Raw genomic sequence first — 20,864 nt, 5'->3', positions numbered from 1 at the left:
ATATGAGAACAATGGGATAAAGGGTATATAAGCTAATCATGAATACAACATCTGTAATGAATCTCCAAGAGGTAGATCACAATACTTATAACGATGAGTTGTATCGTTTAAGTAAGGTGTATATTTTTTTAGGTATCACAATTATTGTGTTGGCTTTGCTTACAGCGTCTGTTTCATTTGTTATTCTTATTGGATTAACCCCTGTTGTTCCCAGTAGAACTGTAACCCTCATTCTTATAGGGATTAATAGTATTTGGGTTTTAGGGCTTGTGAGCATTGTTTTTTATGAGATGATCCCTATCATTCGTGCATGGCGTTCGAGGCGTGCTGGTTCTCGTCTTCATGTGCGCCTTATTTCGTTGTTTGCACTTGTTGCAACAATGCCAGCTGTTGCTGTAGCTCTTGTATCGGGGCCAGCATTGAATCTAGGACTTGATCGATGGTTTGATACGACAACACGGCAAATTGTTGGTTCTTCTATCGATTTAGCGAATGCATATGCGGATGAAATGCTGCAAAATTTGAAAAATTTGTCCTATGCTATGGCCTTTGCCCTTGATAATAAAAAGCTTTTAGAGCGTAATCCAGCTGAATATAGGATGCAGTTGACCCGTCATGCTATAGGGCGCAATCTACGTGGTGCATTTTTGTTAAGTTCGAGCGGAACTGTTTTTATATCGAGCAATTTTGGTGATGAGGATAAATTGCCAATTCCTCCTTCCAATCTTATTGAGCGTGCAACGAGTGCGAGGCCTTTTTCTTTTCAACCGGGAGTTCATGATTATTTTGGCATTATTTTAAAATTTACTAACATTCCCAATACGTTTTTATATTTGGTACGCGATGTTGATAAAGAAGTTTTATCTGCTTTACGTTTGACGGAAGTCAATACAGATCGTTATCGTGATTTAAATGAAAATCGTCTGCTGACGCAAATTGCATTTGGTATGCTTTATCTGTGTCTTTTTTTTAGTTTATTCTTATCAGCTATTTGGGCGGGTATTGCTGTTGCTGATCGTTTGGTACGTCCTATACGTCTTCTTATTAGTGCTGCGGACGATGTGGCTTCTGGTAATATGGAAGTTTTTGTACCAGTTCGTGCAAGGGATGGGGATATTGGGCAATTATCAAAAACATTTAATTACATGGTTAGTGAATTGAAAAGTCGGCGCAATGAATTGATTGCAGTTCGCGATCAAATTGACGAAAGGCGGCGTTTTTCTGAAGCTGTTTTGTCTGGTGTAACAGCAGGGGTAGCTGGTATTGACGATAATGGCGATATTACAATTATCAATCGGTCTATGGAAACAATGTTCGATATTCGTTCTGAACAAGTTGTTGGCCAAAGTCTTTTATCATTAAGTGCTGAAATTTGGCAAGTTTTTCAACTTGCACGTTCGCTAGAACGAAAGAATCATCGTGAACAAGTAACTTTAAGTGTGGCAGGACAAGAACGTGTTTATAATGTGCAAATTACCATGGAAGAAGATGATGGACAGGGGCAATCTTGGGTTTTAACCATTGATGATATTACAGATCTTGTTGCGGCACAACGGACATCGGCGTGGGCAGACATTGCGCGCCGTATTGCACACGAAATCAAAAATCCACTTACACCCATTCAGTTATCGGCTGAACGTATTCGTAAACGTTACAACAAAGTTATTACACAAGATAAAGAAGTTTTTGAACGATGTATTGATACGATTATTCGTCAAGTTGGAGATATTGGGCGTATGGTTGATGAATTTTCTTCTTTTGCACGTATGCCCAAACCGCAAATGAATGCTTTAGATATACGCGAATTACTGCGTGAAGCATGCTTCTTGATAGAAGTTACACGACATGATATTTATTTTGAGCAAGATTTAGGAAATACACCACTTGTAGGTGCATTTGATAATCGTCTCATTGTGCAGGCTTTTTGCAATGTTATCAAAAACGCGAGTGAATCTATAGATTCAGTTATGCGAGAGGAAACTATTCACGGTCATATTCTTGTACGTTCTTATTGTAAGAAAGGATGTGTGATTGTGGATGTTATTGATAATGGTAAAGGGCTTCCTAAAGAGCAAAGGCAAAAATTATTAGAACCCTACATAACAACACGAGAAAAGGGAACAGGACTTGGGTTAGCTATTGTGCGCAAAGTGATTGAAGATCATGGTGGTTTTATGGAGTTGCATGATGCGCCGAAAAGTTTTTATGAAGGTCGTGGTGCAATGATTCGTTTGATGTTCCCCTCGGATGGGGCTAAGCGTAGTAGTTTTGCACAAGATACAAGTGATAAGATAGGGGAATAGAATGGTGTCAGATATCTTAATTGTTGATGATGAAGCAGATATTCGTGAGCTTGTTGCTGGTATTTTAGATGATGAAGGTTATGAAACACGTGTTGCTTGTAACTCTGATGAAGCCTTAGCACAAATTAGTGAGCGTATTCCGAAACTTATTTTTTTAGATATTTGGTTGCAAGGAAGTCGTCTTGATGGTTTAGCGTTGCTTGATGAAATTAAAACGCGATATCCTGCTCTTCCAGTGGTTATGATTTCTGGTCATGGTAATATTGAGACAGCTGTTTCTGCTATAAAACGGGGGGCGTATGATTTCATTGAAAAACCTTTTAAAGCTGATCGGCTTGTTTTGGTTGCGGAACGGACTCTTGAAAACTCAAGTTTAAAGCGCGAGCTTTTAGAATTACGAAAACGCTCAAATGAGACCTTAGAACTTCTTGGAACATCGACAGTTATAAAGAATTTGCGCCAAATCATCGAAAAAGTAGCACCAACAAATAGTCGTATCATGATTACAGGTCCTTCAGGTGCGGGAAAAGAAATGGTTGCACGTGCTATTCACGCACTTTCGACGCGTTCGAATGGGCCATTTGTTACTATAAATGCCGCAACAATAACGCCTGAAAGAATGGAAATAGAATTATTTGGCAGTGAAATGGAGGGAGGAGAGCGTAAAATTGGGGCATTAGAGGAAGCGCATGGTGGGATATTATATCTTGATGAAATTGCTGATATGCCCCGTGAAACTCAAGGGAAGATTCTTCGGGTTTTGACAGGGCAGACATTTGAGAGGGTTGGCGGTACAAAACGGGTTAAGGTGGATGTTCGTATTATTTCTTCTACGGCGCAAAATCTCGAAAATCTCATTTCTGATGGGCGTTTTAGAGAGGATCTATTCCATCGTCTTTCGGTTGTTCCTATTACTGTTCCACCACTGTCAGCGCGTCGTGAAGACATTCCAGAACTTATACACCATTTCGTTAAAACAATATCGCAGCAGGTTGGTATTAAGCCGCGTGAAATTAGTGATGATGTGATAGCTATTTTACAAACGCATGCTTGGCCAGGTAATGTACGGCAATTACGCAATAATATTGAACGCCTTCTCATTCTTGTGCGTGACGGTGATGGCCCAATAACAGCGGATTTTCTTCCTAGTGAAGTGAGCGATTCTTTGCCACGTATTCAAGTGGACACAGATGAAAGTATCATGGATTTACCGTTGCGTGAAGCAAGGGAATTGTTTGAAAAGAGGTATTTAGTGGCGCAAATTGGGCGTTTGGGTGGAAATATATCGCGTACCGCTGAATTTATAGGTATGGAACGTTCAGCGTTGCATCGCAAACTTAAAGCGCTTGGAGTTTCTTAAGGTTATGCGTGTTATTATTTGTGGAGCAGGACAGGTTGGTTATGGGATAGCAGAGCGTCTTGCTGCTGAAAATCACGATGTCACTGTTATCGATATTGAAACAAGATTAATTGAAAAAATCCGTGATACATTGGATGTAAGAGGTTTTGTTGGTCATGGTGCACGACCTGAAGTTCTTTTAGCTGCCGATGCAGATAAAGCGGATATGTTGATTGCCGTAACGTTATTTGATGAAGTTAATATGGTAGCTTGCCAAGTAGCGCATTCCTTGTTTAATGTTCCCACAAAAATAGCGCGTATTCGTGCGCAATCTTATTTAGAACCACGCTATAAAACGCTTTTTTCTAGAGAAAATATTCCCATTGATGTGGTTATTTCGCCAGAAGTTGAAGTTGGAGAAATGGTTCTACGTCGTATTGCTTTGCCTGGTGCCATAGATGTTCTTTATTTTTGTAATGATGATATTGTTGCGTTAGCCTTAGAGTGTATGGAAGATTGTCCAGTTATTAATACGCCGTTGCGGCAATTAACAGAGCTTTTTCCAGATCTTCGCACAACAGTTACTGCTATTAAGCGTGGTTCAGAATTATTGATTGCGCATTCAGAAACGCAATTGCGCGTTGGCGATATAACCTATCTTGTTGTTGCGCGTGATCAAATGCGTCGGGCAGTCGGTCTTTTTGGCCATAAAGAACAAGATGCTCATCGTATGATTATTGCAGGAGGTGGTCACATTGGTCTTTATGTTGCTCAAGCGATTGAAAAGCGCTTACATAAATTAAAATTAAAAATTATAGAATCAGATAGAGAGAGAGCACTCACAATTGCGGATCAACTTGAAAAAACAACGGTTTTATATGGTAACGTATTAGATCCAGTGATTCTTCAAGACGCTAGAATTGATCAGGCTGATTTAATGATTACGTTAACCAATCAGGATCAGGTCAATCTCTTAAGCGCTATTATCGCAAAAAGATTGGGATGCAAAGCCAATATGGTATTGATCAATAATGTTGCTTACCAAGAATTTAGCCGTGCAGTTGGTGTGGATGCTTATCTTAATCCACATAGTGTTACCATATCGAGAATTTTGCAACAAATGCGTCGTGGTCGTATTCGTGCGGTTCATTCAGTTTTTAATGGGCAGGCAGAAATCATTGAGGCTGAAGTAATGCAAACCTCTTCATTGGTTGGTAAATCATTGTCGGAACTTGGTTTATCAGATGGTTTGAGAATTGGTGCAATTTATCGCAATAAGACAATCATCCAGCTTTCGGCAGATACACGTATTTTAGCTGGTGATCGGATTGTGATTTTTGCTCTTGTTGAGAGTGTCCGTGATGTAGAACAGCTCTTTCGTGTTAGTTTAGAATATTTTTGATCTATTGCCTATGGATATTTGCACTTTTTGGTATAGGGGACAATTGAGATTGGTTGATAGACTTTGTTTATCTTCAATGATCAAAACAGGGCAACGCGTTAAGCTTTTTAGTTATGATAAAAAAATAGATAATCTTCCTGCTGGTGTTGAATTATGTGCAGCAGAAACAATATTACCACGCTCAGCAATTTATCGCCTTGATCCCAATTTTACTGATGATAAACCAAGGTGTACAATTGTTCAGTTTTCGGATTTTTTTCGTGTTATGTTGATGAAATATCAGCAGGGTGTTTGGTTAGATACAGATGTTTACCTCGTGAAACAATTTCATCCAGATCCAGATAAAGTTTGGTTTGCAAAAGAAAATGCTGTAAGAGTAGGTGTCTCTGCACTTTATCTTCCTCCCTATAACCCTATTATAAAAGTGTTTGAAGATTATTGGTCAGGCACAGAAATGATTCCTCATTGGCTTGGTTTTAAACGTCGTGTTTGGAAACCATTTTGGTTGAAGAGGAAAAAAATGCCAATTTTACCAAGAAATCTTGGAGTTACAGTATTTGGTAATGATGGTATTTCGCGGTTAGCCAAACGATATGGTTTTTTTCATCAAGCAAAGGAAAAAGAAACTTTTTATTATTGGACAGGACGAAAAACGGAATATATTTTTGATCCAGCTTTTGGCATTGAACCGCTTACAGATTCACGTTTAATAGGGTTTCATATTCACAGAAAGATGAGGACTACTCAAAAACCTCAAGAAGGGAGTTTTTATCATTGGGCAGTGTCTCGTATTCCTGATGCACATAATTTTTTCAGGTAGAGTTATTATTGCTATTTTAACCACTGGGATTTTAATCTTTCTTAAAAGAGCATTGATTATGGCTTGCCTAACAGAGTAATGTTAGCCTATGGAGAAAACATTGAATGCGTAAAGAGCGATTATTATATGAACGGAAAGTGAAAATATGAGTGATCCAATGAAAACAGCATTAAGCCTTGTGCCTATGGTTATTGAACAAACCAATCGTGGTGAGCGGGCCTATGATATTTTTTCCCGTCTCCTAAAAGAGCGGATTATTTTTATTAATGGTCCCGTTGAAGATGGTATGGCGATGCTTGTTTGTGCACAATTACTTTTTTTGGAAGCAGAAAATCCTAAGAAGGAAATTAGTCTTTATATTAATTCACCTGGTGGTGTCGTAACATCTGGTATGGCAATTTATGATACTATGCAGTTTATTCGCCCTCCTGTTTCCACGCTTTGTATGGGGCAGGCTGCCTCTATGGGGTCGTTACTTTTAACAGCTGGCGCAAAAGGTCACCGTTTTACATTACCCAATGCACGGATTATGGTGCATCAACCCTCTGGTGGTTTTCAAGGTCAGGCTTCAGATATTGAACGACATGCACAAGATATTATAAAGATGAAGCGGCGTTTAAATGAAATTTATGTTCAACATACAGGCCAAGATTATGAGATTATTGAGAGAACTCTTGATCGTGATCATTTTATGACAGCAGAGGAAGCTAAGCAATTTGGTTTAGTTGATAATGTTATACAATATCGTGCAGAAACCGAAAAAGACGAAAAAGATTAAGAGTTTTTATAGAAAAACGCATTACTTTAAAGAAAGAGTTTTGTAAAAATATTGCGAAAAGCAAGAGAAAAATATCTAAAGATAATATGGCACGCAAGTTTTTTTATATGTCTTATAGTTTTCTTTATGAAAGACTTCCTTTGAAAAGACGAAGTATTCATATATCGTGGTGAAAGGAAAGAGAAATGAGCAAAATTGGCAATAGTGGGAACGAATCAAAAAATACTCTCTATTGCTCATTCTGTGGCAAAAGTCAGCACGAGGTGCGTAAGCTTATCGCAGGTCCAACAGTATTCATTTGTGATGAATGTGTAGAGCTTTGCATGGATATCATTCGAGAAGAAAATAAATCTTCTGGGATTAAGGCGCGTGATGGTGTTCCTACTCCGCAGGAAATTATAACAGTTCTTGATGACTATGTTATTGGTCAGCAACATGCAAAGCGTGTGCTTTCTGTTGCTGTTCATAATCATTATAAGCGACTTGCGCATCAGTCTAAGAGCAATGATATTGAGTTAGCGAAATCAAATATTCTCCTTGTTGGTCCAACCGGATGTGGTAAAACTTATCTTGCACAAACATTGGCACGTATTATTGATGTGCCTTTTACCATGGCAGATGCGACCACTTTGACTGAAGCAGGCTATGTGGGGGAGGATGTTGAGAATATTATTCTAAAACTTCTTCAAGCTGCTGACTATAATGTTGAACGTGCACAGCGTGGCATTGTTTATATCGATGAAGTTGATAAGATTTCTCGTAAAGCTGAGAATCCTTCTATTACAAGAGATGTTTCGGGGGAAGGTGTTCAACAGGCATTATTAAAAATTATGGAAGGAACGATTGCTTCAGTTCCTCCTCAAGGTGGGCGTAAGCATCCGCAACAAGAGTTTCTTCAAGTGGATACAACAAATATTTTATTCATTTGTGGAGGGGCTTTTGCTGGTTTGGAACGGATTATTTCAGGACGTGGTGAAAAAACTTCTATTGGTTTTTCTGCTATTGTTAAAGCACCTGATGAACGTTGTGTTGGTGAGATTTTTCGTGATTTAGAGCCTGAAGATCTCATAAAATTTGGTTTAATACCAGAATTTATTGGCCGTCTTCCTATTGTTGCTACCTTGGAAGATTTAGATGTTAACGCTCTTGTGCAAATTTTATCACAGCCTAAAAATGCGTTGGTAAAGCAATATCAACGCCTTTTTGAGATGGAAAATGTTGAATTAGCATTTCATGAAGATGCATTACGGATGATTGCTAAGAAGGCAATTGAGCGTAAAACCGGTGCGCGTGGTTTGCGTTCTATTATGGAGAAGATACTTCTTGAGACAATGTTTGAGTTGCCAGCTCTTGAGGGTGTTCAAAAAGTTGTTATTTCGAGTGATGTAGTTGATGGGAAGGCACGTCCTCTTTATATTTATTCAGAACGTGCGGAAGACAAAGAAAATGTATCGGCATGACATTGTGTGGTATGAGAAGTAGTCATGGCACAATTTGAGGAAGGATGTTTATAGATATTATAGTCATAATGCTTGATTTATATATTCCCAGTCACCACGTCATGGATTGTGGAAAGCTGAAGTTTTTCTAAGAATGGGCTTGTGTAGTGGATAGGATCATAGGCTCCAGAAAGGAGAGTTATGCAATATATTGATGAAAAGACAGATGAAGGAAGGGAAGGGATTTATGCTGTTTTGCCCCTTCGCGATATTGTTGTCTTCCCACATATGATTGTTCCGCTTTTTGTGGGCCGAGAAAAATCAATTCGTGCTCTTGAAGAAACGATGGCGGTTGATAAACAGATACTGTTGGTTACACAGAAAAATGCTTCTGATGATGATCCAAAATCAGAAGATATTTATGATATTGGTACTTTCGCGAATATTCTTCAACTGTTAAAGCTTCCTGATGGAACGGTAAAAGTTTTGGTTGAAGGTACAGCGCGTGCAAAAATTAGCCAATTTTCTTTGAGTGAAGATTATCATCAGGCCTTTGCAACTGTTACGGAGGAACCTAGAGAGAATGATGTTGAGATTGAAGCTCTTTCAAGATCAGTAATTGCTTATTTTGAAAATTACGTAAAACTGAATAAGAAAATTTCTCCTGAAGTTGTCAATGCTATTAGCCAGATTGATAATCCTTCTAAGCTTGCCGATACGATTGCTTCTCATTTGATGATTAAACTTTCAGAGAAGCAAAAGATATTAGAACTATTGCCTGTACGCGACCGCCTTGAACGTGTTCTTTCTTTCATGGAAGGAGAAATTTCTGTTTTACAGGTTGAAAAGCGTATTCGTTCGCATGTAAAACGGCAAATGGAAAAAAACCAACGGGAATATTATCTCAATGAGCAGATGAAGGCTATTCAGAAAGAGTTAGGAGCGGGTGATGATAGTCGCGATGAGCTTTCTGAATTAGAAGAACGCATCAAAAAGACAAAACTCTCTAAGGAAGCACATGAAAAAGCTGAAGCCGAGCTCAGAAAATTACGGAACATGTCTCCTATGTCTGCGGAGGCGACTGTTGTACGTAATTATCTTGATTGGTTGTTGGCAATGCCTTGGGGTAAAAAGTCAAAGATTAAAAATAATTTAGATTTTGCTGAAAAGGTCATGAATAATGAACATTTTGGTCTTGAAAAAGTTAAAGAGCGCATTGTTGAATATTTAGCAGTACAAAGTCGAGCATCAAAAATAAAAGGCCCTATTATTTGTTTACTAGGTCCTCCTGGTGTCGGGAAAACATCATTAGCGCGCTCTATTGCAAAAGCAACAGGGCGTGAATATGTCCGTATTTCATTGGGGGGAGTGCGGGATGAAGCAGAAATTCGTGGACATCGCCGAACATATATTGGCTCAATGCCTGGAAAAATTATTCAGTCTATGAAAAAAGCGAAAAAGTCTAATCCGCTTTTCTTGCTTGATGAGATTGATAAAATGGGACAGGATTTTCGTGGAGATCCTTCATCAGCTTTATTAGAAGTGCTTGATCCTGAACAAAATGGTACATTTATTGATCACTATCTAGAAGTTGAATATGATCTTTCTGATGTCATGTTTATAACAACTGCTAATACGCTTAATATTCCAAGTCCATTAATGGATCGTATGGAAATTATCCGTATTGCCGGTTATACTGAATGTGAAAAAATGGAGATTGTTAGGCAACATCTTTTACCAAAAGCATTAAAAGATCACTGTTTATCTAAAAAAGAGTTCAGCGTGTCTGATGGTGCAATAAGGTCTATTATTCAGTTTTATACACGTGAAGCAGGGGTTCGTAACCTTGAGCGTGAATTAATGAAGGTAGCACGTAAATCCGTTACAAAAATTCTTAAAACGCATCAAAAATCTGTAAAGATTACGGAAGATAATATTAATGATTTCCTAGGTGTTAAACGTTATCATTATAATCAGATTGAAGGTGAAAATCAGATTGGTGTTGTTACTGGGCTTGCTTGGACAGAGGTTGGTGGAGAGCTATTAACCATTGAAGGAGTTATGATGTCTGGAAAAGGCAAGATGACTGTAACTGGGAATCTACGCGATATCATGAAAGAATCAATTTCAGCCGCAGCATCTTATGTACGTTTTCGTGCAGTTGATTTCGGTATTGAGCCTCCGCTTTTTGATAAACGCGATATTCATGTTCATGTTCCAGAAGGAGCTACACCAAAAGATGGTCCATCAGCTGGAATTGCAATGGTGACAGCAATTGTTTCAGTATTAACAGGGATAGCAGTACATAAAGACATTGCAATGACTGGTGAAATTACTTTACGTGGGCGTGTTTTACCAATCGGTGGATTAAAAGAAAAATTACTTGCAGCTCTCCGAGGAGGTATAAAGAAAGTACTTATTCCTGAAGAAAATGCAAAAGATTTAATTGATATTCCTGATGATGTTAAAAATAATATGGAGATTATTCCAGTAAATCACGTGAGTGAAGTTTTGAAATATGCTTTAGTTCGTTTTCCTGAACCGATTGAATGGACAGAGCCTTCCTCGGTACCTGTACCTATTAGTACAGAAAACGAGAATGAAGGAATACAGATTGCACACTGATTCATTAATCTTATTTGCAACCGTGTTTTCTAAGCGGCAGCAGGTCTTTTCGTAGATGTTTGTCTGTTTATTTTGAAAAAAAATAAAAAATTCCGTGAATAACTGTGATTATTGCTAAAAAAACAATGTTTTGTATAAAAATAAGGCTTCTGTTTGCTGTACTTTTCAATAAACTGATCGGTGACACGGTTAAGTTGTGTTATCCGGTAATATAGGGAAAGGAAATATTTTATGAATAAAAGTGAATTGGTTAGTTTAGTTGCTGAAAAGGCAGGGGTTTCAAAAGCACAAGCTGGTTCTGTTGTCGATGCTTTTATCGCTTCTGTAACTGAGGCTTTGGCTTCAGGGGGAGATGTTCGTCTTCCAGGTTTTGGTTCTTTTGAAGTTTCTCATCGCGCAGCTACAAAGGGGCGTAATCCTTCCACTGGTGCTGAAATTAATATTCCAGCGCGTTCTGTGCCTAAGTTTTCTGCAGGAAAAACTCTAAAAGAAGCTGTTAATAAAAAATAATTTGAACTACACTAAAAAAAAACCCGATTTATTTATAAACGGGTTTTTTTAGGAGTTTTTCTACATGTATTTTTCGCGTAAAAATTTATAGCGTGTGTCTGCTTCTTTACTTCAAGGCTATATCCTAAAGGAACATTTTTCAAAGAACATAAAGGCTCATTTTACAGTATTATCCGTGATAGTATAATACGAAACTCATTGTATACCACTGTCTTTACGCTTATGAAGCAACTAACTGATATATTACACTATTTGCTAGCTCCCAACGTTGCAACAGCTTTTGCATATGAGGATCTTTATGAAAGGTGTTTTTCTTATCTTTTGAGGAGCTTTTCCTGATACGTTAATCCCGTTTGTGATGTGCAAAAATAAATAGTTGTGATTGATTTAGCGTAGGCAGATCTGAAATGAGAGATTTTGATGATATCTTGTTCTATTCATCTAATGTCTAGGATAATGAATTATCCATATAAATCAATATTTACCATTTTAAATGGCTTTTTTAGATTTGATAAAGTATGATGTATGTAGAATATGTTTCTTTGATGCTTTCAATAAAATATTGAAGTGTTGAGGTTTCTGTGAATTGTAAGGATTGTTTTCCTTTTATTATGCAAATATATTAGAGTATTTTCGCATGGCAAAAGTGATAAAAATCAATTATTATAAAGAAATTTATATATGTTTGATATCGCTTATGGCTGGAGCGTATTTCATGTCATAATATCCTTCAACTGATTGAAATATTTGAGTTTTTTTGTTAGGGTGGAGGATTTCATTTATATAAAATATCTTTAAAAACTCTTACCCTGTTTAAATAAAATAATAAAAATAGCATGGTGCTTATGTGCTAACAAATGAGTATCATAAAAAGCACTTGAGGACGATTTTCTACGAGAATCCGAGAAATATAGAGTTCTTTTGAACAGGCTGGAAGCATAAGAGTATATTTTCATAAAGGGGAATTATTTTTCTCTGCCAACCACTGAGTACAATCATTTAAGGCTCTGGCAGTTAGTGCTTGTTTTTTTGCTAATTTTTTTTCTTTGCTTGCTAAGCGTTTTCCTGAGTGCTTAACGGAATCTATAGGCGGGAAAAGTCCGAAATTGATATTCATTGGTTGAAAGGATTGTCTTCCTTTTTCTTGTACAACAATGTGTCCACCTGTAATATGATTCAAAAGAGCACCAAATGCTGTGGTTAATGGTGGTAGACAAGGGGTTTTATGGTGATATTCAGCAGTGGCAAAACGCCCAGCAAGAAGCCCTATTGCAGATGATTCTACATAACCTTCACAGCCAGTAATTTGTCCGGCAAAACGCAATTGTGGTCTTTGTTTTAAGCGAAGGGTTTGATCAAGAATAATAGGTGAATTAAGATAAGTATTACGGTGAAGTCCACCAAGGCGTGCAAACTCAGCTTTTTCAAGACCAGGGATCATTCTAAAAATGCGAATTTGTTCACTATATTTTAGTTTTGTTTGAAAGCCGACCATATTATAAAGGGTTCCAAGCTTATTATCTTGGCGTAATTGGACAACGGCATAAGGTTTAACGGTGGGATTATAGGCATTGGTTAGTCCCATAGGTTTCATAGGGCCATGTCTGAGGGTTTCAAGTCCGCGTTCAGCCATCACTTCAATTGGCAAGCATCCATCAAAATAGGGTGTCTTTTCAAAGTCGCGGAATTCTGTTTTTTCTGCATTTTTTAACGCTTGAATGAATGCTTCATATTGTTCTTTATTAAGTGGGCAATTAAGATAATCCTTTCCTGTTCCCTCAGGTCCAATTTTATCATAGCGAGACTGATACCAACAAATGTCTAAATTAATACTATCCGTATAGATAATGGGCGCGATAGCATCAAAAAAAGAAAGGGCTTCTATTCCAGTTATAGTTTGTATTGTCCGTGCAAGTTTTGGTGAGGTAAGAGGACCAGTTGCAATAATAATATGCTGCCAATTCTCAGGAAAGTTTTCAATTTCCTCACGTTCTATTGTTATAAGAGGGTGATTTTCGAGTGCTGTCGTAACGGTTTTTGAAAATCCATCGCGATCCACTGCAAGAGCACTTCCTGCTGGTACTTTGTTGGCATCAGCAGCTTTCATGATCAGAGATTTTGCTAGTCGCATTTCGTTATGGAGAAGTCCTACGGCATTTGTTGAAGAATCATCGGAACGAAATGAGTTTGAACAGACCAGTTCAGCAAATTGATCGGTTTTATGAGCAGCAGATTTTTTTTGTGGTCGCATTTCATGCAAAATAACGGGGATTCCTGATTGAGCGATTTGCCAGCTTGCTTCACTACCAGCAAGGCCACCACCGATAATATGGATTGGAGTATTGAATATCTTTAACATAACTTGTTTTTAGCGAAAGTCACTCTGTATGAAAAGAGTAGATTTTGTTTCTACAATTTATTAAGAGTAATGTGTATTGAGATTTTTTTAATATATTTGTTTGCTTTTTTTCTTTAATTAATGGTATAGAAACGCCGCTTATATAAGGTTACTGGCTTGTAAGTTTGAGCGGATGTGGCGAAATTGGTAGACGCACCAGATTTAGGTTCTGGCGGGAGACCGTGGGGGTTCGAGTCCCTCCATCCGCACCAAAGGAATTTTTGGAGCACGAGAGATGTCTTATGTGTTTGGAGTTCCGCTTCATGTTAGTTTAACACTCAAGTGTTAGAATGTGGTTATTATCAGAGTAGGTTTATCCCTCTCCTTAAGAAAAATGAAGGTTGTTTAATGCAGGTTACCGAGACGCTTAATGAAGGACTGAAGCGCGAAATTAAGATCGTGGTTCCGGCGAGAAATTTAGAAGAAAAATTAAATGAACGGTTGGATCATACCAAGGGTAAGATCAAGCTGAATGGTTTTCGTCCCGGTAAGGTGCCAGCTGGATACCTACGAAAGATGTATGGTAAGTCTTTTATGGCGGAAATTCTCAATGAGATTGTGAGTGATGCGCCCCGTTCTATTTTAGCTGATCGTGGTGAACGTTCAGCAATGCAGCCGCAAATTGATATAGTTGAAGATGAAAAAATTCTTGATGGTACAGTCGATTTTGTTTTTAGTTTAAAATATGAGGTTTTGCCAAAATTTGAAATTAAGAACTTTGAACATATTGAGATTACTCGTGAAATTGCGGCTATTCCTGAGCAAGAGATTGATGATCAAGTAAAGCGTGTTCTTTCTTCTACACGGAATTATTCACTAAAGGATGGTCCTGCTGAAGAAGGGGATCGTGTTACAATAGATTATCTTGGTAAGCTCGAAGGTGTTCCGTTTGAGGGTGGAGCAGATAATGGGGCGCAATTGATTCTGGGCTCAAAGCAATTTATCCTTGGTTTTGAAGAGCAATTAATTGGTGTAAAAGCAGGTGATACGAAAACTATTTCTGTTCGATTCCCTGATAATTATAGTGCAGTGCATTTAGCTGGTAAGGATGCAGAATTTGATATTACCGTTAAAACTGTTTCTCAATCGGATGAGTTAAAAATTGATGATGAAGCAGCACAAAAAGTTGGTTTGGAATCTCTGGAGCGTTTGCGTGAAGTTGTTCGAGGACAAATTGAAAGCCAATATGGTTCAATGACACGTCAAAAAATTAAGCGTCAGATTCTTGATGCTTTAGATGCTGATTATGATTTTGAGATTCCTGAAGGACTTTTAGAAATTGAATTTAATAACATATGGGCCCAAGTTAATGATGATTTAAAAAAGGTTGGGCGCAGTTTCGAAGATGAAGGCGTTACAGAAGAGCAAGCGCGGGAGGAATATCGTGTGCTTGCACAGCGTCGTGTTCGTCTCGGTTTGGTACTGTCTGAAATCGGTATCAATGTTGGTGTTAATGTAAGTGAAGATGAACTAAAAGCAGCAGTTTTTGATCAGGTTCGTCAGTATCCTGGACAAGAAAAAGAGATTATGGATTTTTTCCGTAATACTCCAGAAGCTGTTGCAAATTTACGTGCTCCGATTTTTGAGGAAAAAGTCATTGATCATTTGCTGGCAAAAATAAAAGTTATAGATAAAGAGGTAACAGTTGAAGAGTTGATGAAGGAATATGATGAGCTCGATTTAACTGAAAAAAAGCCGTCAAAGAAAAAATCTGCGGTGAAAGAAAAAGCTGTAGAGAAAGCACCAGCCAAGAAAAAGGCACCTAAAAAAAGTTAATATTTACGAAAACAGAACAAGCCCGATAAGATCGGGCTTTTTTGTAAGATTTTTATTCTAGGCTTGCACTTAGTGTGGTTTTAGATTAGCCATCAGGTGTATTTGGAAAATATTGATAGTGGATTAGAAATGAGCATCGTTGATACGCGCACTCCTGATTCTAAGCGTTTTATTTCTGGAGTTACAGGTGATTGGGAAGTTATCATTGGCATGGAGGTTCATGCGCAAATCATCTCGGATTCAAAACTTTTTTCAGGTGCGTCAACCAAGTTTGGTGCAGAACCAAACAATCATGTATCACTTATTGATGCAGCCATGCCTGGTATGTTGCCTGTTCTTAATCGGGAGTGTGTTCGTCAAGCAGTTCGAACGGGTTTAGGATTAAGGGCACATATTAATTTAAAGTCTGTTTTTGATCGTAAGAATTACTTTTATCCAGATTTACCGCAAGGATATCAAATTTCTCAATTTCGTTATCCAATTGTCGGAGAGGGAAAGATTATCATATCTGTTGGTCCAGATTCGCATGGTCAGTTTGAGGATGTTGAAATTGGGATTGAACGGTTGCACCTTGAACAAGATGCAGGAAAGTCGATGCATGATCAGCACCCAACGATGTCTTTTGTGGATCTTAACCGTGCTGGTGTTGCTCTTATGGAAATTGTTTCTAAACCAGATATGCGCTCAGCAGATGAAGCTAAGGCCTATATGACAAAGTTGCGTACGATTGTTCGTTATTTAGGAACTTGTGATGGTAATATGGATGAAGGGTCCATGCGTGCGGATGTTAATGTATCTGTTCGTCGTCCTGGTGAAAGTTTTGGAACGCGTTGTGAAATCAAAAACGTGAATTCTATCCGCTTTATTGGCCAAGCGATTGAGTATGAAGCACGTCGTCAAATTGCTATTTTAGAAGATGGTGGTGTCATAGATCAAGAAACGCGACTTTTTGATGCAACGAAAGGTGAAACGCGGTCTATGCGTTCAAAAGAGGAAGCGCATGACTATCGTTATTTCCCTGATCCTGATCTTTTGCCGTTGGAATTTGATCAAGACTTTGTGGATTCTTTGGCAGCTGATTTGCCTGAATTGCCTGATGATATAAAAGCACGTTTTGTCAAGGAGATGGGATTAACAGCATATGATGCCTCTATTCTTGTCGCAGAAAAGGCCATTGCTGATTATTTTGAACAAGTAGCTCATGGGCGTGATGGAAAAATCGTTGCCAATTGGGTGATTAATGATCTTTTGGGCGCTTTAAATAAACATAATCGTGAGATTAATGAGACACCAATATCACCAGATCAACTAGGGAGCATTATTGATCTTATTAAAGAAGGAACGATTTCTGGAAAAATTGCGAAAGATCTCTTTGAAATTATTTGGCATGAAGGTGGAGATCCGCGTCAGATTGTAGAAGAACGCAATATGAAGCAGGTAACAGATACAAAGGCTATAGAAAAAGCTGTAGATGAAATTATCGCCAATAATGCTGATAAGGTTGTCCAAGCAAAACAAAAACCTGCTTTAGCTGGTTGGTTTGTTGGACAGGTTATGAAAACTACTGGTGGGAAGGCAAATCCTCAAACTGTTAATGAGTTAGTTAAAATGAAACTTGGCATAGATTAAGTTCTATGGGGCTAGAAGAAAGCCTATAAATGTGATACTTTCCAATGTAGGCGGTGTGGGTGCGCACCTATCGAATGGAGTTATCAATAATTGCAAGCGTCATGATAAGTTGATTCCATAAATATATTAAAAATGGACGAGAAGATGGCTATTTTTTTGAAGCAAATCTTTACATGGTGGAGTGGAAATACCATCAATACACGATTTTTTACATGGCGCAAAGGCAAGCGGATAGGGGAAGATCAGTTTGGGAATGTTTATTATGAGGGGGGAAGGCATAAAGATGGTTATCCCCGTCGTTGGGTTATTTATAAAGATTATTCTGAAGCGTCTACAATTCCACCGGGATGGCATGGTTGGATCCATCATCGTTGTGCGTGTCCACCAACACAGGAGGATTATCGCCCGTATGAGTGGGAAAAGCCTCATGTTGCTAATATGACAGGGACAAGTGAGGCATATCGTCCAAAGGGAGCTATTCCTTACAGTGGTGAGCGCTCTTGTGTGTATGAAGATTATGATGCATGGTCACCTAAAAAGTGAAATATTTTGATGGGTGTGTATTTTTCTTATTTGCACTATTTTATGAAGAAAATTTTTAGATGCGATTGATTTGATGTGATGAAAGTTTTTTTACGTTTGGAATTGAGACGTTTTCCTTATCGTTTTTTCATGGGAGTTGTGGTAGCCTTTTCCATAGTTTGTAGAGTGCAGGCCGAGCGTGTGAGTAATGGCATTGCTATCTTTGCTGGTCTTGATAAAATTACTGGTCAGACGACACTCTTTGAAGTTTCTCTTGGTGAAGTTTATCAATACGGTGCTTTGCAAGTAACGCCACGGGCGTGTTATACGAGCTCCAAAGATGAGCCTACTCATACGACTGGTTTTGTTGAAGTTAATGAGATCACATTAGATAAAAAGGTACGGCGTATTTTTACAGGATGGATGTTTGTAGATAGTCCTGGCTTGAATGCTGTCGAACATCCTATTTATGATATTTGGTTAAAAGACTGTAAACAGAGTTCTCAAAATCTATCCATTCAATGATCTTTTATATGCATGATATATTGAAGATTTTGTTTGTTTTATAATTTTATCTTAAAGCAGTTAAATGCAATTTTAAAAATGAGAGCGGTTAAACTCTGAAGGGGGGATTTATTTAAAAGACAGATGATCTGTTTTGCAATTATGATAGTTATTTATAAAAATATCGCTCTCAAAAGAGGGAACCTGTGTAAATTTATAAGATTTTTTCCTCTTCTGGTAGAAACTTTTCTTTTATTGAGCATATTAAACAACTAAATGATCAAAATTATCTTATCTCTATAAGAGAGATCTAAGACAAATGAATGATTTCAATTTAAGTTTAGTATGCTGCCGTCACTTTGTGGATGATATTTCTTCAATATTCATTTCGTTCAAAATATTCTGTGCGCGATATAAGCGTTTTATACAGCAACATTGATAAGTTAGGTGCAGTAGAGAAATAAGGTTACATTTAAAATAGCTCTATTGTCAAAACTGATACATCTATTTTGGACAAAGGATAATGCGTTTACCAGAAAATATGGGATTTTATACAATGAAAAATAGCAATCACCAATATAACAATATATCATTTTTTCCCAAACAGCCTAAAGAGCCATTATTGAATGTCCCATTTATTATAGTTTTTTTGATTGCACTTTGTTTTTGTATCTATCTTGTTCCTCAATATTTATTTTCTCGCCTACTCTATATTAAAAGTCTTGAGCTTTTTTCATTCATACCAATATTATTTAAAACTGAACCGTTAGCATTTTTCCATACGATTGTTAGTTATTCATTCATGCATAGTAGTTTTCAACATGTTGCGATGAATATGGTTTGGCTTTTGGTTTTTGGTACTCCTTTAGCAAGGCATTTGGGTGGTTTACGTTTTTTAATATTTTGGATGTTAACAGCGATTATAGCTGTGTTGAGTTATTTTGTATTTCACCAAGAGAGTGGGATATCGCTGGTTGGTGCATCGGGTGCAGTATGTGGAATGATGGGAGCTCTTGCACGTTACGGTTTTTCTCGAACCTATTTTGGGAGTAGTACGCAGTATAAAAGATTTTTAAGTCCTTTATTGCCTATTAAAAAAACTTTGCGTTCAAGGAGGGTACTTGTTTTCATAAGTGTATGGCTAAGTGTTGATTTTATCATGGGTATTTCCTCTGTTCTATTAAAAGAAGATAGTGTTCAAATCGCGTGGGAATCTCATATTGGCGGTTTTTTTTCAGGTTTTTTATTGATTGGTTTCTTTGATACTTCGTGGAAGAAATTAAAAACTATGATCTAAGATATTTATGAGCTGCGTAAAGTGCTATTATTGCTGCATTTGAAACATTTAATGATTTAATATTTCCTGGCATATCAAGGCGTGTTAATGCACAAACAGTTTCACGTGTTTTTTTGCGTAAACCTTTTCCCTCTGCACCTAAAATAAGAGCAATTTTTTTTCCTGTTAATGCTGTTTCTAGAGGGTGGTCACCTTCAGAATCAAGACCAAAGCTAGTAAATCCTGCTTTATGGAGTTCTTGGAGTGCTTCAACGAGGTTTCGTACGGTGATATAATGAATAAGCTCCAAAGCTCCAGAGGCGGCTTTAGCAAGCACGCCACTTTCTTGAGGTGAGTGGCGACAAGTCGTAATAAGTGCACCAGCTTTAAAGGCAACAGCAGAGCGCATAATAGCACCAACATTATGTGGATCTGTAATTTGATCCATTACCACGACAAGATCGGTGTTTGTTAATTCAGACAATTGGCATGGTTTAAGGGGGATAGTTTCTGCAACAACACCTTGATGAACTGCATCACTTCCAACAAGATCATCGAGTTGTTTTGGGGAGCATAATGTAACAGGACAAGGTAATTGTGATTCGGGTATATTTAATCGTTTTAAGGCATTAGCAGTGACATAGAGAAAGCTAAAAATTCTTTTTGGATTTTTTAAAGCGGACTGAACAGCATGGATACCATAAAGACGGATTGTACCTTGTTGCAAGGGAGCTGCTTTCTTTTTAGGGCGTGTGGTAGATTGAGAAGAAAAGCCCTTTGCATCGCGATATTGGCGACGTAGACGGGCATAATGAGAATTTTTTGACATTTTTTGTTTCATAGCTTCCTTATAGCGTTTTAAAAGGAGAAATAGATAGACAAAAACTGTAATTTTAAAAATTATTAGTAGGAAATTTGTACAGAATTGTATTTATTCTGTTGACAGATAGGCTCGTAATCGTCATAACCGCTCCACAGCCAGTTTGAATTGAATGGTATCAAATTTTGGTTGTCGTGATGCCTTGTCGCGCAACTTTGCTGATGGAATGGAGGGGTGCCCGAGTGGTTAAAGGGGGCGGACTGTAAATCCGTTGCGTATGCTACGTTGGTTCGAATCCAACCCCCTCCACCATTCATCAAAGGAGAGTTAGTAGGTAGTTATGCGGGTATAGCTCAATGGTAGAGCAGCAGCCTTCCAAGCTGAATACGCGGGTTCGATTCCCGCTACCCGCTCCAAAAAGTTGCTAGTGATTGGGCTTGTGAGTATGATGGAAATATCCTCCCATCATAAATGGGGTGGGTTGTTCATTTGTAAGAGTTATAAGGTTTGGCTGAGATAGCAATCTAGTTTACTTCAGTTTTACAGAGCTGTTTTTAGGTGCTAACACAAGAGAACAGAATAAGAGATTAATGGCGATGGCAAAGAGCAAATTTGAACGCACGAAACCGCATGTTAATATAGGAACGATTGGTCACGTTGATCATGGGAAGACTTCGTTGACAGCAGCGATTACGAAATATTTTGGTGAATTTAAAGCCTATG

16 protein-coding genes and 3 tRNA genes are annotated in these 20,864 nt (G+C 38.0%); 17 read left to right on the top strand and 2 right to left on the bottom strand.

All coding sequences use genetic code 11. The annotated features are described in order from the left end of the window. Positions 1–38 precede the first annotated feature (38 nt). The 8 genes from ABD917_RS01945 (at position 39) to ABD917_RS01910 (ending at position 11,216) form a co-directional block, all read left to right on the top strand. Entirely contained in the window at positions 39–2,303 is a 2,265-nt protein-coding gene (locus ABD917_RS01945) for a sensor histidine kinase NtrY-like (protein ID WP_345118412.1), read from the top strand. 1 nt (position 2,304) lies between these two features. Further along, positions 2,305–3,663, top strand: coding sequence for a nitrogen assimilation response regulator NtrX (gene ntrX / locus ABD917_RS01940; RefSeq protein WP_345118411.1), 1,359 nt, complete (start codon positions 2,305–2,307; stop codon positions 3,661–3,663). A 4-nt stretch (positions 3,664–3,667) separates the two neighbouring features. Further along, the gene (trkA, locus tag ABD917_RS01935; protein WP_345118410.1) at positions 3,668–5,044 is read left to right on the top strand and encodes a Trk system potassium transporter TrkA; all 1,377 of its coding nucleotides are present in this window, start codon (positions 3,668–3,670) and stop codon (positions 5,042–5,044) included. Between the two features lie 10 nt (positions 5,045–5,054). Continuing rightward, positions 5,055–5,864: a glycosyltransferase family 32 protein gene (locus ABD917_RS01930; RefSeq protein ID WP_345118409.1), complete on the top strand. Its 810-nt coding sequence runs from the start codon at positions 5,055–5,057 to the stop codon at positions 5,862–5,864. 145 nt (positions 5,865–6,009) lie between these two features. Further along, positions 6,010–6,642 carry an ATP-dependent Clp endopeptidase proteolytic subunit ClpP gene (clpP, locus tag ABD917_RS01925; protein ID WP_345118408.1) on the top strand — a complete coding sequence of 211 codons (633 nt, stop codon included), beginning with the start codon at positions 6,010–6,012 and terminating at the stop codon, positions 6,640–6,642. Positions 6,643–6,827: 185 nt separating this feature from the next. After that, a complete protein-coding gene (gene clpX, locus ABD917_RS01920) occupies positions 6,828–8,102 on the top strand; it encodes an ATP-dependent Clp protease ATP-binding subunit ClpX (protein WP_345118407.1) in 1,275 nt (424 codons plus the stop codon). 180 nt (positions 8,103–8,282) lie between these two features. Further along, positions 8,283–10,706 (top strand): endopeptidase La, encoded by a 2,424-nt coding sequence (gene lon, locus ABD917_RS01915; RefSeq protein ID WP_345118406.1) that lies wholly within the window; start codon positions 8,283–8,285, stop codon positions 10,704–10,706. A 231-nt stretch (positions 10,707–10,937) separates the two neighbouring features. Next, a complete protein-coding gene (locus tag ABD917_RS01910; protein ID WP_345118405.1) occupies positions 10,938–11,216 on the top strand; it encodes an HU family DNA-binding protein in 279 nt (92 codons plus the stop codon). Positions 11,217–12,168: 952 nt separating this feature from the next. Here ABD917_RS01910 and trmFO read toward each other — a convergent pair. Further along, complete coding sequence (trmFO, locus tag ABD917_RS01905) at positions 12,169–13,575, bottom strand: methylenetetrahydrofolate--tRNA-(uracil(54)-C(5))-methyltransferase (FADH(2)-oxidizing) TrmFO (RefSeq protein WP_345118404.1); 1,407 nt, start codon at positions 13,573–13,575, stop codon at positions 12,169–12,171. A gap of 168 nt (positions 13,576–13,743) precedes the next feature. On the opposite strand from trmFO, the gene ABD917_RS01900 reads away from it, so the two are divergent. From ABD917_RS01900 to ABD917_RS01875, 6 genes are all read left to right on the top strand, one after another. Beyond that, positions 13,744–13,826: transfer RNA gene (locus ABD917_RS01900), tRNA-Leu, on the top strand. 136 nt (positions 13,827–13,962) lie between these two features. Continuing rightward, positions 13,963–15,390, top strand: a complete 1,428-nt coding sequence (tig, locus tag ABD917_RS01895; RefSeq protein WP_345118403.1) for a trigger factor — start codon at positions 13,963–13,965, stop codon at positions 15,388–15,390. Between the two features lie 129 nt (positions 15,391–15,519). Next, positions 15,520–17,019, top strand: a complete 1,500-nt coding sequence (gene gatB, locus ABD917_RS01890) for an Asp-tRNA(Asn)/Glu-tRNA(Gln) amidotransferase subunit GatB (protein WP_345118401.1) — start codon at positions 15,520–15,522, stop codon at positions 17,017–17,019. 144 nt (positions 17,020–17,163) lie between these two features. Then, positions 17,164–17,562, top strand: coding sequence for an NADH:ubiquinone oxidoreductase subunit NDUFA12 (locus ABD917_RS01885; protein WP_345118400.1), 399 nt, complete (start codon positions 17,164–17,166; stop codon positions 17,560–17,562). A 78-nt stretch (positions 17,563–17,640) separates the two neighbouring features. Further along, on the top strand, positions 17,641–18,066 hold the full coding sequence (locus ABD917_RS01880; protein WP_345118399.1) for a DUF2155 domain-containing protein: 426 nt from the start codon (positions 17,641–17,643) through the stop codon (positions 18,064–18,066). A gap of 535 nt (positions 18,067–18,601) precedes the next feature. Then, positions 18,602–19,342: a rhomboid family intramembrane serine protease gene (locus tag ABD917_RS01875; RefSeq protein ID WP_345118398.1), complete on the top strand. Its 741-nt coding sequence runs from the start codon at positions 18,602–18,604 to the stop codon at positions 19,340–19,342. On the opposite strand, the gene ABD917_RS01870 is transcribed toward ABD917_RS01875, so the two are convergent. After that, positions 19,332–20,162 (bottom strand): TrmH family RNA methyltransferase, encoded by an 831-nt coding sequence (locus ABD917_RS01870; protein WP_345118397.1) that lies wholly within the window; start codon positions 20,160–20,162, stop codon positions 19,332–19,334. The genes ABD917_RS01875 and ABD917_RS01870 overlap by 11 nt on opposite strands. Positions 20,163–20,369: 207 nt before the next feature. Here ABD917_RS01870 and ABD917_RS01865 point away from each other — a divergent pair. The 3 genes from ABD917_RS01865 to ABD917_RS01855 all read left to right on the top strand — a co-directional run. Then, a tRNA-Tyr gene (locus ABD917_RS01865) sits at positions 20,370–20,453 on the top strand. Between the two features lie 30 nt (positions 20,454–20,483). Beyond that, positions 20,484–20,557, top strand: a tRNA-Gly gene (locus ABD917_RS01860). Positions 20,558–20,737: 180 nt separating this feature from the next. Continuing rightward, positions 20,738–20,864 (top strand): GTP-binding protein (locus tag ABD917_RS01855; protein ID WP_234924853.1); only part of this gene is annotated, 127 nt, incomplete at its 3' end.

Source organism: Bartonella pachyuromydis, from assembly GCF_039543065.1.
Lineage (GTDB): Bacteria > Pseudomonadota > Alphaproteobacteria > Rhizobiales > Rhizobiaceae > Bartonella > Bartonella pachyuromydis.
The sequence above is the reverse complement of the archived record's forward strand: the minus strand, read 5'-3'. Positions and strand labels throughout refer to the sequence as shown.

What these genes read in the sequence shown, in the direction of transcription:
- clpX (WP_345118407.1), top strand. Translation starts at nt 6,828, where the DNA reads ATGAGCAAAATTGGCAATAGTGGGAACGAATCAAAAAATACTCTCTAT.
- lon (WP_345118406.1), top strand. Translation starts at nt 8,283, where the DNA reads ATGCAATATATTGATGAAAAGACAGATGAAGGAAGGGAAGGGATTTAT.
- ABD917_RS01875 (WP_345118398.1), top strand. Translation starts at nt 18,602, where the DNA reads ATGAAAAATAGCAATCACCAATATAACAATATATCATTTTTTCCCAAA.
- trmFO (WP_345118404.1), bottom strand. Translation starts at nt 13,575, where the DNA reads ATGTTAAAGATATTCAATACTCCAATCCATATTATCGGTGGTGGCCTT.
- gatB (WP_345118401.1), top strand. Translation starts at nt 15,520, where the DNA reads ATGAGCATCGTTGATACGCGCACTCCTGATTCTAAGCGTTTTATTTCT.
- ABD917_RS01930 (WP_345118409.1), top strand. Translation starts at nt 5,055, where the DNA reads ATGGATATTTGCACTTTTTGGTATAGGGGACAATTGAGATTGGTTGAT.
- ABD917_RS01870 (WP_345118397.1), bottom strand. Translation starts at nt 20,162, where the DNA reads ATGAAACAAAAAATGTCAAAAAATTCTCATTATGCCCGTCTACGTCGC.
- clpP (WP_345118408.1), top strand. Translation starts at nt 6,010, where the DNA reads ATGAGTGATCCAATGAAAACAGCATTAAGCCTTGTGCCTATGGTTATT.
- ntrX (WP_345118411.1), top strand. Translation starts at nt 2,305, where the DNA reads ATGGTGTCAGATATCTTAATTGTTGATGATGAAGCAGATATTCGTGAG.
- ABD917_RS01945 (WP_345118412.1), top strand. Translation starts at nt 39, where the DNA reads ATGAATACAACATCTGTAATGAATCTCCAAGAGGTAGATCACAATACT.
- trkA (WP_345118410.1), top strand. Translation starts at nt 3,668, where the DNA reads ATGCGTGTTATTATTTGTGGAGCAGGACAGGTTGGTTATGGGATAGCA.
- ABD917_RS01910 (WP_345118405.1), top strand. Translation starts at nt 10,938, where the DNA reads ATGAATAAAAGTGAATTGGTTAGTTTAGTTGCTGAAAAGGCAGGGGTT.
- ABD917_RS01885 (WP_345118400.1), top strand. Translation starts at nt 17,164, where the DNA reads ATGGCTATTTTTTTGAAGCAAATCTTTACATGGTGGAGTGGAAATACC.
- tig (WP_345118403.1), top strand. Translation starts at nt 13,963, where the DNA reads ATGCAGGTTACCGAGACGCTTAATGAAGGACTGAAGCGCGAAATTAAG.
- ABD917_RS01880 (WP_345118399.1), top strand. Translation starts at nt 17,641, where the DNA reads ATGAAAGTTTTTTTACGTTTGGAATTGAGACGTTTTCCTTATCGTTTT.